Source organism: Pseudomonas sp. 10-1B, assembly GCF_000935045.1.
Lineage (GTDB): Bacteria > Pseudomonadota > Gammaproteobacteria > Pseudomonadales > Pseudomonadaceae > Aquipseudomonas.
The window spans coordinates 1-11,497 of the sequence record NZ_JYKS01000059.1 but is presented as its reverse complement, the minus strand read 5'-3'; the positions used below and the strand labels follow the sequence as shown (position 1 = coordinate 11,497).

Genomic DNA, 11,497 nt, shown 5'->3' with positions numbered 1-11,497 from the left:
GAAACAAACGTAGGAGCGAGCGCCAGCTCGCGATGCGCCGCGCGGGCGGCGCTCGGTCTCACACGCGCTGAAGATGCCGCGGCGAGCACCTGGCAACCCTGATGCCCTTGCCAGAAACCATAGAATCTCCCACAGGATCACTGCAAACCTGAGCCTTGCGCAGCCCTGTGGGAGCAACTGTCTTGTATTGCCTGGACTGGCCTCATCGCTGGCAAGCCGGCTCCCACAGGTGCTGCACAGGGTTTGAGGCCTATGCGGTCGAGGTGGGAGCTGGCTTGCCGGCGATGGGCTGCACAGCAGCCCCGTTGCAATGCAGCGTTACCGGCAATTACCCGCCTTGCGATAACCCGCCGCCTGGGCCTCGCCCTCGGTGGCGAAGCTGACCCGGTTCTTCGCTGCAACCTGGTTGTAGCCCGGGCAGCCAACGGAAAGGTGGTAGACGTGGCTGTTGCGGTTGCCAAGCACGGCCCCCACCGTCTCGGCACTGGCCAGGCTTGGCTTGGGCTCTGGTCTGGCGGCCTTCGGCGGTAACGCTTGCACCACGCCAGCGCCAACCGGCTTGTAGCCGGCCGTCCACTTGCGCTCGCCGCTCACGAACGGGTTGGCATGGCCCATGATGGCGGCAATGCGCCGGTCGCGCTCTTTCTCCCAGGCCGATACCGGGTGCTGCTTGTCCCAGGCCATCAGCAGCTGTTGCTGCTGGCGCGACATGTTCAGCTGGTAGCGGTCGTACATGTAGAACGTGGTGCGGGCTACCAGGCCTTTGACTTCGTCACGCGGCTCGGCGGCGCGCTGGGCGAAATCGACCTTGGTGGTGCACTGGCCATATTCGCCGGCCTTGCCGGCCACCATGGCGTAGTTGAAGTTGCTGCGGTCGCCGTTGACCTCGCCCACGGCCGGGTACAGGTTGAACAGGTTGGCCTCCATGGCGCGGAACACCGGGTCGTTGTCCACGCAATGCTCGCGGCCACCGTTCTTCCAGCACTGGCGCTGGTTGCCGAAGGTGTAGGCGGGCACGATGTGTTCCCACTCGGTGCGCTCGGCGCGGTTCTGCTGCTTGCGCGTCTGGTAACCGCACGAGGCGGCATCGATACGCCCGCCAGACTTGCCCACCCAGGTCCATTTGCAACCACAGTACAGCTCGCCCATGGCACTGCTGGCCTGGTCCATGTACACCTTTTGCTTGGCCACCACCTTGGCCTCGGTGAAGGTTGCCGGCGGGTTTGCCAGAGCCGGGAGGGTAAAGGAAAACAATAAGGTTATGGCGTAAAGCAGTGATTTCATGGGAAAAACATATTCAGATTGGGGCGCGCATTGTACCTATGGGAGCGGCCTTGTGTCGCGATTGGGCCGCAAAGCGGCCCCGACTATCTAAGCCATTTCCCCGCTGGCACGGGCATGCTCCACGCCCACGCTCACCGGCACCTCTTGGGCAATCACTACTTCACTGGCGAACAGGCTACGCATCAGGCTATACCCCGTCAGCAGCATATAGAACGCAATCGGCAACCCGACCACGATGCTGGCCATCTGGATCGCCAGCAACCCACCGGCAATCACCAGGCTGGCAGCGATAGCTCCCTCCAGCACACACCAAAGCACCCGTATCCAGTGCGGCGGGTCGATGCTGCCCAGTGAGTTGAGCATGCACAACACCTGCGTCCCCGCATCGGCGGCAGTCACGAAGTGCACGGCCAGCAACAGGCAGATGACCACGCTCAGTACCGCACCCAAGGTCGGCCCGTCCAGGCGGTCGAGCAGGGTGAACATCGCCGTGGTGGTTTCCTTGCGCGTGGCCTCCAGCACCGGGCCACCCTGGAACGGGCCGGCTGCAGCCTGTTCGGCGACCGGCAACTGTTGGTAGGCCTGGCGGGCTTGTTGCTCATCCTTCAGCGCAGAGCCGCCAAACACCGCCATCCACAGGATCGTCACCAGCGTCGGTACCAGCAGTGCGCCGAACACCAGTTCGCGGATGGTGCGGCCACGGGAGATGCGCGCAATGAACAGCCCCACGAACGGGCCCCAGGTCATCCACCACGGCCAGTAGAAGGCGGTCCAGCTCTTCTGCCAGGCGCTGTCGGCCTGGGCGTCGGTCCAGAAGCTCATGCCGATGATGTTCTGTGCGTAGTCACCGGCCGACTCGAACAGCAGGTTCATGATGTAGTTGGTCGGGCCCAGGCCCAGCACCACCAGCATCAGCCCCAGGGAAATCCACATGTTCAGCGTCGACAGGCGCTTCATGCCGCGCGACACGCCGGCCACCAGCGACACCGAGGCGATCACCGTGACCACGGCGATGATGCTCAGCTTGAACGATAGGGTAACCGGGGTGCCGAACACCTGGTGCATGCCCATGTTGATCTGCTCCACACCCAGGCCCAGCGACTGCGACACGCCAAAGGCGGTGACCGCGCCGCCGATGATGTCCACGGCATGCCCGATCGGCCCGTAGATGCGGTTGCCGATCAGTGGGTAGAGGATCGAGCGCAATGCCAGGGGCAGACCTTCACGGTAGGCGAAGTAGGCCAGGCCCAGGCCGATCACGGTGAAGATCGCCCAAGGGTGCAGGCCCCAGTGCAGCAGGGTGATGCGCATGGCCATGGAGGCGGCCTGGTCGGTCAGCCCTGGGGTGAACGGGTTGCTGGCATAGTGCAATACCGGTTCGGCCACCGACCAGAAGATCAGCCCCACGCCCATGCCGGCGCTGAACAGCATGGCGATCCAGGCAGCGAAGCTGAATTCCGGTTTTTCGTCGGCACGCCCGAGTTTCAAGGTGCCGAAGCGGCTGAAAGCGATGAACACCAGCACCCCGAGGATGCCGCTGACCAGCGCCAGGTAGAACCATTTCAGGTGGTCGAGGATAGCGTCGGAGGCGGCCTTGAATACCCCGGCGGCCTGGTCGCCGTAAGAGGCGCAGAGCACCACGAAGGCCACGACGATGGAAAGCGACCCAACGGTCACGATAGGGTTGAGGCCTTTGAACAGGCCCTGTCTTGCACGCATCGGCTATATCCTTTTTATTCTGGCAAGCAGGCGCGGATGCACCTGCCTGGCGGCGTTGCAGGTTGAGGGGAGAGCAAATGGAAAAAAGGGCGCCTGAACTTCAAGCGCCCTTGTCGTCTGTCAAAGGTCGACCACCAGGTCCGAGGTCGGGCGGCTGCAGCACAGCAGCCGCAGGCCCTTATCGATTTCACGCTGGCGGATGCCGCCGTTGTGCTTCATCTCCACGCTGCCCTCCAGCAGCGCGCTCTTGCAGGTACCGCAAACCCCTTGGCTGCAAGATGAAGGCACCACGGCGCCGGCCAGCTTGGCGGCGGCCAGCACGGTCTGGTCGGCGCGCATGGTGAAGGTCTTGCCTGAGCGGGCCAGGCGCACCGTGAAGGTGTCCTGCGCCTGGCTTGGGTTAGCCGGGGCGGGCGCAGGTTCGGCTTCGGCGCTGATGTCGAAGCTTTCCTGGTGGTAGCGGGCCAGGTCGAAACCGGCACCGGCCAGCAGCGCCTTGGTGGCATCCATGTAACCCTTGGGGCCGCAGGTGAACACAGTGCGCTCCTTGAAGTCGGGGATTTCGCTTTGCAGCGCCGCCAGCGACAGGCGTCCAAGCGGGCCGTTCCAGTCGGGCTCGTCACCCAGGCTTTCGCAGAAGAACAGGGTACGCATCTGTGGCATGCGACGTTCCAGTTGGGCCAGTTCCTCTCGGAAGATGATGTCGTTCGGCGTGCGGGCGCTGTGCACGAAGACGATATCCAGGCCTGCATGCAGGTCGGCGGCGGCACGGGTCATGGCCATCAGCGGGGTGACCCCGGAGCCGGCCGACAGGTACAGCAACTTGCGCGCCGGGCCGGCCACCGGGGTGAATACCCCGGCCGGGCCAGAGGCAGCCAGGGCGTGACCCGCGCGCAGGTTGTCGTGCAGCCAGTTGGACACCGTGCCGCCCGGTACCCGCTTGACCGTGATTGAAAAAGTGAACGGCCGGGTTGGCGTGGAAGACAGGGTATAGCAGCGCGACACGCTGGCCCCGCCAATGATCGGCGACACAGTCAGGAACTGCCCGGGCTCGTAGGCCAGGGCGTGGTAGTGCGGGCTGTGAAAGGTGAAGGTCTTCACGTCGTGGGTTTCATCCACCACGCTCAGGCATTCGATGCGCCGGCTTTCGCCGCTGGCCCATTGTGCGCCATGGCTGGCCCAGTGGTCGCTGTCGGTGAAGCGCTGGTCGGCGCGCAGGCCGGCAATATCGTGCAATGCAGTCATGGCCTTCAAACCCCGTGCGCGGTGAGACGCGAGGTGTACCAGCGGGCGAACTGGTCGACGTACGGCTCGGTGAAGGTGGAATAAGGGCCCGGCACGAAGGCGGGGTCCTGGGTGCCGCTGTGGGTGATGGCGACCAGTGCTGCATCCTGCTGGGTGGTGGCCACCCACACTTCGGTCAGGCGCTGCAGGTCGTAATCCACGCCTTCCACCGCGTCACGGTGCACCAGCCATTTGGTACGTACCAGGGTGCGTTCCGGTGACAGCGGGATGATCCAGCTGATCATGGCGTGGTCGCTCATCACGTGGGCCCAGGCGTTGTTGCCCCACAGGTGGGTATCGCCAAGGTCGCGGCGGGTCAGGTTGCCCAGCAGCTTGCTGCTGGCCACCTTGGTGTCGAGGGTTTGCGACTCGCCACTGCCGGCGATGATCATGCGCTGGGTGCGGAACTGCGTCGGTGAGCTGTCCTGCAGGTGTTCGACGGTCTCGTACAGCAGGCCGGCGCTGGCCCAGTCGGCCTCGATACCGGCTTTGCGCACCTGGTAGGCGTCGTAGGAAGCGCGGGCGTCGTCGCTCATTTCTTCCAGGCTGACACCCAGGTCTTCGGACTGGTACGAGACGATCAGTTCCGGGTGAGTGCCCGCACAGTGGTAGCACTCACGGTTGTTTTCCATCACCAGCTTCCAGTTGCCGTTCTCGATGTAGTCGAGTTCGTAGGCGATACGGGTGTTGGTCAGGTCGAACGGTGCGAAACGCGGCCCCATGACCTCTTCAAGGTCGTTGATGTCGTCCGGAGGGTTGTCGCTGAGGCACACCAGCACATGAGCGCCGATGACCTTGCAGTGCACCGGGATCAGGCTGCGGCACTTGGGATCGAAGCCCTTGCCCATGTGGCTGGCGTGCTTGAGGCTGCCATCGAGGTCGTAGGTCCACTGGTGGTAGGGGCATACCAGCATGCCGACGGTGGACTTGCCGGGCTCTTTCAGGCGTGCGCCGCGGTGGCGGCAGACGTTGCGATAGGCGCGGATCTGTTCGTCATCGTCGCGCAGGATCAGTACCGAGGCTTTGCCGATATCCACGGTAAACACATCACCGGGCTCGTCGACATCGGCAGTAACGGCCACCTGTATCCAGTGTTTGTTGAAGAAGATATCCATGTCGGTATCGAAGATATCTTGGCGGCTGTACAACTCACCGGGCATGCCGAAGCCTGGTTGGCGCGCATCGACAAGTTCGCGATGGGATTTATAAAGTGAGCTGCTCATTATTGTCCTCAGGCACTTTTATTTTTAACTGATCAAGCCATGTGCGGCGAATTATTGAAGTGCCCAGAAAACGCGTCAATGCGCTTAATTTTCCAACTCACATTACTTGAGGTTATGCAGGAATGGGGTGTCGGGAGCAGGCGCTGGGCTTTGCAGCCACTGGGCGATTGCACGGGTGTGTGTCAGTGCTGGCCGACCATGCGGTACGACCATGTAATAGGACTCCCGGGTGTGTACGGTGAAGGGTTGCAGCCGTACCAGTGCCCCTGAGCTCAGCAGGTGCTCCACCAGCCGGCCCCAGCCAAGGGCAATGCCGTACCCGGCCAGCGCGGCATTGATGGCATCGGTGTACAGACTGCAGCGCAGGTTATATCGCGGCGCTGCCCGGGCCAGGCCCAGCTCGCGGAACCAGCCGGGCCAGTCGACCCAGCCCTCGGAGGTGGAGTCGGCATCCAGCAAGCCGGCGCCTGCCAGTTCTTCAAGTGTGCCGGGTATGCTGTTACGGGCCAGCCAGGCCGGTGCGCAGACAGGGTAAATTTCTTCTTCGAACAACAGGATAGCTTCGCCGTCCTCCCACTGACCGCTGCCGTAGCGCACGTCCAGATCGTAGTCGCGCTTGCGCAAATCGCCGGTGAACATCTGTGTGGCCAGGCGCAGTTGCACTTGCGGCAGGGCGTCGGCCAAGGCGTTCAGGCGGGGCATGATACGCAGTTGTGAGAAGGGGGCCGTGGAGCCCAGTACGATCTCTTGGTGCTGGCTGATGTGGGTGATCTGGTCGAATGCGCTGGCTACCCGCTGCAGCGATTCGGAGATGCTGGCGAACAGAATCTCGCCGCCGTCGGTCAGGTGGATGCTGCGGTGCGAGCGATGAAACAGCAGCGCCCCGAGGTTTTCCTCAAGGGCTTTGATCTGCTTGCTGACCGCTGCCTGGGTGACACCCAGTTCAATGGCCGCCTGGGTAAAGCTGTTTAGCCGGGCCACGGCTTCGAATTGCAGCAAGGCAGTCATCGACGGGATGATTCGTCGATAACCTTTTTGTTGGGCAGCGCCTGTTTGGGTTGTCATTTTATTCCAGACACGGTTTTAGGACAGGAAGAGTAAATCGACCTGCCGGGTATTGTTATTGTGGGAGTAGTAACTGCTTTGGAACGGGCTGAGTTATTTCATGATGCACAGTTGCCGTTCAGTGGGATATTACAAATATGACAATTAATAGAAGGCTTCGAGTGGTATGCAATCCCTGTGGGAGATCACACAGCCCTAGGGGCTGCGCTGTCGCGCAGTGAGCTCAATTCGTAAGCGCGACGCGGCCTCTGTGGGAGCGGGCGTGTCGAGGGACGAACCGCCGCGAAGAATCCAACGCGGTGGCTGGCACCGGCTGCGCCGGTGTTCGCGGCTAAAGCCGCTCCCACAGGTATTGCGTGTGCCCGAAATCTGCAGAGTACCTGTGGGAGCGGCCTTGCGTCGCGAAGGGGCTGCGCAGCAGCCCCAAAAGCTGGCCTCAATGGCCGCCTTTCATCCGTCGCGCTACCAAGTAGATGCCAAGGCCAACCAGCGCCGTGGTCGCGCCGATATAGCCGGTGCTGGTCCAGCCCATGCCTGCGCTAATCGCCATGCCGCCCAGCCACGGGCCCAGCGCGTTGGCCAGGTTGAACGCCGCATGGTTCGATGCCGCGGCCAGGCTCGGCGCTTCATGGGCAATGTCCATCAGGCGGATCTGCAGCGGCGCCGCCAGGGCAATCATGGTACCGACCAGGCCGATACCCAGCAGCAGGCTCCACAGCGCCTGTGCGGCGAAGGTGAAGAACAGCAGCACGGCAATCGACCACACCAGGACCAGCCCTACGGCGCGGAACTGCAGGCGATCGAACAGTTTGCCGCCAGCGATGTTGCCGACGATACCGCCCATACCGAACGCCGCCAGACCGAACGGAATCCACTGCGGCGACACCTGGGTCACCTGCAGCATGGTCGGTGCCAGGTAGCTGAACACGCAGAACATCCCGGCAAAACCGATCGAGGCGATGGCCAGCGCCATCCATACCTGGGGGAGGGTGAAGGCCCGCAGTTCCTTGCGCGGGTCGCTGCGCACTTCGTCGTGGCGCTGGGGCACGAAGCGCCAGACCAGGGCGATGGTGCACAGCGCTATCGCGCCAACCAGCACGAACGCCGAGCGCCAGCCGAAGTACTGCCCAAGCAGGGTGGCGACCGGGTTGCCGAGCAACATGGCCAGGGTCAAGCCCATCATCACCCGTGCCACGGCACCTGCTCGTTGGTTGCTCGCCACCATGCTTGACGCCACCACCGCTGCGATGCCGAAGTAAGCACCATGGGGCAGGCCGCTGATGAAGCGGAAGGCGACCAGGCCGCCGAACGAGGGCGCGAAGGCGGTGGCCAGGTTGCCAAGGGCATATAGCGCCATCAGTAACAGCAGCATGTGTTTGCGCAGCAGCCGGGCGCCGAGAATCGCCAGTGTCGGGGCGCCGACCATCACCCCCAGGGCATAGGCGCTGATGGCATGGCCTACTTGGGGCTCGCTCAAGTGCAAGTTGCTGGCGATGTCGGGCATCAGGCCCATGATGGCGAACTCGCCGGTGCCAATGGCAAAGCTGCCCAGCGCCATGGCGGCCTCCATCTTCGCGACGGTGCCTTTGCTAGGGAGAGGAGGGTGTTCCTGAACTGACATCTGGATCCTTATTGAAACATGCTGAAACGTTCAACGCGGGATCATAGTCAATCTGTTGTCTTCCTCAAAATCTAAACAGTTTGCGCGGTCCATGTGGGAGCGGGCTCGCCCGCGAACACGGGCGGAGCCCGTGCCATCCATCGTGGCGTTTGCTTCGCGGGCACGCCCGCTCCCACAGGCTTTGCGCGGCCATCAAGCCTTGCGCAGGTGGGAGCTTTAGCTGCGCAAGGGCCGGTACAGGCTGGCCTCAGCGCTCCAGGTAATGGGTCTGTGCGGCAAAGTCGATGAAGCGTTTGCTGGCCAGCGACAGGTATTCCCCCGAGCGCCAGCACAACCGGAAGCTCATCAGCTGCGCCGGCCGGAACGGCACACCGACGATACCCGGCGTGCGCTGCTGCACCGAGCGCAGCAGGGTCGCCACCCCCATGTTGTCCAGCGCGGCCTGGACCACCAGCGAAACGAAGTTGCTCTGCAGCGCCACCTGGTAAGTGATGCCGTGTTCGGCGAAGAACGCGTCCAGCATGTGGCGTTGCACGAAGGTGCGGTCGAATACCACCATGTCGGTATTGCGCAGGTCCTCGGCGGTAAGGAAGGCCTTGCCGGCATAGGGATGGTCGGGGTGCATGCACGCCAGCATCTCGTCGCTGCCCAGCAGGATCGATTCCTTGTCGGGGGGCACGCGCCTGGACTCCAGCAGCGCCAGGTCGATTTCCCGTTGCTCCAGGCGCTGGCCGATGTCCTCGGCACTGCCTTCGAACACGGTCATGGCAATGCCCGGGTACAACTGGCGGAAGGCGTTCATCAAACCGGGTACGTAGTGCAGGCCGAACATGGGCGGGATCCCCAGGCGCACTTCACCGCGTTTCAGGTCAGCCATGTCGCGCAGTTCTTGCCGGGCGACATCCATCTCGCGCAGGGCAGAGGCAATGCGCGGCAAGAACTGTTCGCCCTCTGCCGTGAGGATGACTTTGCGCGTGGTGCGGTTGAACAGGGTGACGCCCAATTCTTCTTCCAGCCGGGTCACGGCCATGCTCAGCGCCGGCTGGGCAATGTGCAGGTGCTGCGCAGCCTTGGTGAAGCTGCCCTGCCGGACGATCTCGACGCAGCAGCGCAATGCCTTGAGGTTCATGGTGGGGTGCTACCTTTCATGCGAGCGGCATTCATAACTAACTGTGATGCTAAGCATCATAACAATATATTTATTATTATTAACCAGAGGGCCTACGATGCGCGCCACTGAGACATCCTGCAACATCTCAGTCACGCAGCTTAATAAATCTGCAATCCCACGAAGATTTTGAGGTAGTACCCCAAATGGCCAAGGCCGCCGATGTCGTTGTGCAATGCCTGGAAAACGAAGGTGTCGAGTATGTATTCGGCATTCCCGGTGAGGAAAACCTCGACCTGCTGGAATCCCTGCGCAAGTCGAAGATCAAGCTGGTACTGACCCGTCACGAGCAGTCCGCAGGTTTCATGGCTGCCACCTACGGCCGCCTGACCGGCAAGACCGGCGTCAGCCTGTCGACCCTTGGCCCGGGTGCGACCAACCTGGTTACCGCCAGCGCCTACGCCTACCTCGGCGGCATGCCGATGATGATGATCACCGGCCAGAAGCCGATCAAGAAGTCCAAGCAGGGCCGCTTCCAGATCATTGACGTGTGCGGCATGATGGACCCCATCACCAAGTACACCCACCAGTTCGCCTCGGCCGACAACATCCCGGCCCGTATGCGCGAAGCCTTCCGCCTGGCCGAAGAAGAAAAGCCTGGCGCCGTGCACCTGGAGCTGCCGGAAGACATCGCGGCCGAGCAGACTGATGCACTGCCGATCCCGCCAAGCCTGCACCGCCGTCCGTTGGCCGAACACGTGGCCATCGAAGCCGCCGTGCAGAAATTGCAGAACGCCCGCAACCCGATCCTGGTGATCGGTGCCGGCGCCAACCGCAAGATGACCGCCAAGGTCCTCAAGCAGCTGATCGACAAGACCGGTATCCCGTTCATCACCACGCAGATGGGTAAAGGTGTGGTCGACGAGCGCCACCCGCGCTTCCTGGGCAACGCCGCGCTGTCGTCGGGTGACTTCGTGCACCGTGCCATCGAAGCTGCCGACCTGATCGTCAACATCGGCCATGACGTGATCGAGAAGCCGCCGTTCTTCATGGTCCGTGGCGGCACCGAAGTCATCCACATCAACTTCCGCTCCGCTGAAGTCGATGCGGTTTACTTCCCGCAGGTGGAAGTGATCGGTGACATCGCCAACGCCGTATGGCAGATCAGCGAAGCGCTGACCGACACTTCGCACTGGGACTTCACCCGCCTGATGGCGATCCGTGAAGCCAACGAAGCCCAGATCGCCGAAGGTGCCGACGATGGCCGCTTCCCGGTCTACCCGCAGCGCCTGGTCGCCGATATCCGTCGCGTGCTGCCGTCCGAAGGCATCGTTGCCCTGGACAACGGCATCTACAAGATCTGGTTCGCCCGTAACTACAAGGCGCACAAGCCGAACACCGTGCTGCTGGACAACGCCCTGGCGACCATGGGTGCCGGCCTGCCATCGGCCATGGCCGCGCACCTGGTGCACCCGGACCGCCCCGTGATCTCGGTATGCGGCGACGGCGGCTTCATGATGAACAGCCAGGAGCTGGAAACCGCGGTGCGCCTCGGCATGCACATCACCGTGGTGATCCTGCGTGACGATGGCTACGGCATGATTCGCTGGAAGCAGGCCAACATGGGCTTCACCGATTTCGGCCTGGACTACGGCAACCCGGACTTCGTCAAATACGCCGAAGCCTACGGTGCCAATGGCCACCGTGTGGAAAGCGCCGAAGCCTTCCTGCCGCTGCTCGAGCACTGCATCAAGACCCCAGGCGTGCACGTGATCGACTGCCCGGTCGATTACAGCGAGAACGACCGCATCCTCAACAGCGAGCTGCGCGAGCGCGCGCTGGCGGTGTAGATTTCAGCATCAACGCCACTGTCGCCGGGGCTGCTGCGCAGCCCATCGCAGGCAAGCCAGCTCCCACATGGACCGCATCAGCCTCAGGGCCTGTGCAGTGTCTGTGTGTGGCTTGCCGGCGATGAGGCCAGTCCAGGCAATACAAGACAGTTGCTCCCAGATCGCGCAACTCCTGAGTTATGCGCGGTACCTGTGGGAGACTCTATGGTTTCTGGCAAGGGCATCAGGGTTGCCAGGTGCTCGCCACTGCCTCTTCAGCGCCTGTGAGATCGAGCGCCGCCCGCGCGGCGCATCGCGAGCTGGCGCTCGCTCCTACGTTTGTTTCGGGCCAGTGAGGCCTGTG

Annotated in this window: 8 protein-coding genes; 1 reads left to right on the top strand and 7 read right to left on the bottom strand. The window is 62.8% G+C overall.

Features of this window, described 5'->3' with window-relative positions; translation table 11 throughout:
• Nucleotides 1-318 precede the first annotated feature (318 nt).
• The 7 genes from TZ03_RS25110 to TZ03_RS25080 form a co-directional block, all read right to left on the bottom strand.
• Entirely contained in the window at nt 319-1,284 is a 966-nt protein-coding gene (locus tag TZ03_RS25110) for an endonuclease (protein ID WP_051101082.1), read from the bottom strand.
• 87 nt (nt 1,285-1,371) lie between these two features.
• The gene (locus TZ03_RS25105; RefSeq protein ID WP_051101081.1) at nt 1,372-3,003 is read right to left on the bottom strand and encodes a BCCT family transporter; all 1,632 of its coding nucleotides are present in this window, start codon (nt 3,001-3,003) and stop codon (nt 1,372-1,374) included.
• A 120-nt stretch (nt 3,004-3,123) separates the two neighbouring features.
• Entirely contained in the window at nt 3,124-4,248 is a 1,125-nt protein-coding gene (locus tag TZ03_RS25100; protein ID WP_051101080.1) for a hybrid-cluster NAD(P)-dependent oxidoreductase, read from the bottom strand.
• A gap of 5 nt (nt 4,249-4,253) precedes the next feature.
• Complete coding sequence (locus tag TZ03_RS25095; RefSeq protein ID WP_051101079.1) at nt 4,254-5,510, bottom strand: aromatic ring-hydroxylating oxygenase subunit alpha; 1,257 nt, start codon at nt 5,508-5,510, stop codon at nt 4,254-4,256.
• 102 nt (nt 5,511-5,612) lie between these two features.
• On the bottom strand, nt 5,613-6,575 hold the full coding sequence (locus TZ03_RS25090; RefSeq protein ID WP_051101078.1) for a LysR substrate-binding domain-containing protein: 963 nt from the start codon (nt 6,573-6,575) through the stop codon (nt 5,613-5,615).
• A 436-nt stretch (nt 6,576-7,011) separates the two neighbouring features.
• Nucleotides 7,012-8,196 (bottom strand): MFS transporter, encoded by a 1,185-nt coding sequence (locus tag TZ03_RS25085; RefSeq protein WP_051101077.1) that lies wholly within the window; start codon nt 8,194-8,196, stop codon nt 7,012-7,014.
• 247 nt (nt 8,197-8,443) lie between these two features.
• A complete protein-coding gene (locus TZ03_RS25080) occupies nt 8,444-9,325 on the bottom strand; it encodes a LysR family transcriptional regulator (protein WP_051101076.1) in 882 nt (293 codons plus the stop codon).
• 185 nt (nt 9,326-9,510) lie between these two features.
• On the opposite strand from TZ03_RS25080, the gene TZ03_RS25075 reads away from it, so the two are divergent.
• The gene (locus tag TZ03_RS25075; RefSeq protein ID WP_051101075.1) at nt 9,511-11,154 is read left to right on the top strand and encodes an acetolactate synthase large subunit; all 1,644 of its coding nucleotides are present in this window, start codon (nt 9,511-9,513) and stop codon (nt 11,152-11,154) included.
• The last annotated feature ends 343 nt before the right edge of the window (nt 11,155-11,497 follow it).

Bases quoted from the DNA above. Each gene is read 5' to 3' on its own strand.
- TZ03_RS25105 (WP_051101081.1), bottom strand. From the start codon at position 3,003: ATGCGTGCAAGACAGGGCCTGTTCAAAGGCCTCAACCCTATCGTGACC.
- TZ03_RS25080 (WP_051101076.1), bottom strand. From the start codon at position 9,325: ATGAACCTCAAGGCATTGCGCTGCTGCGTCGAGATCGTCCGGCAGGGC.
- TZ03_RS25095 (WP_051101079.1), bottom strand. From the start codon at position 5,510: ATGAGCAGCTCACTTTATAAATCCCATCGCGAACTTGTCGATGCGCGC.
- TZ03_RS25110 (WP_051101082.1), bottom strand. From the start codon at position 1,284: ATGAAATCACTGCTTTACGCCATAACCTTATTGTTTTCCTTTACCCTC.
- TZ03_RS25090 (WP_051101078.1), bottom strand. From the start codon at position 6,575: ATGACAACCCAAACAGGCGCTGCCCAACAAAAAGGTTATCGACGAATC.
- TZ03_RS25085 (WP_051101077.1), bottom strand. From the start codon at position 8,196: ATGTCAGTTCAGGAACACCCTCCTCTCCCTAGCAAAGGCACCGTCGCG.
- TZ03_RS25100 (WP_051101080.1), bottom strand. From the start codon at position 4,248: ATGACTGCATTGCACGATATTGCCGGCCTGCGCGCCGACCAGCGCTTC.
- TZ03_RS25075 (WP_051101075.1), top strand. From the start codon at position 9,511: ATGGCCAAGGCCGCCGATGTCGTTGTGCAATGCCTGGAAAACGAAGGT.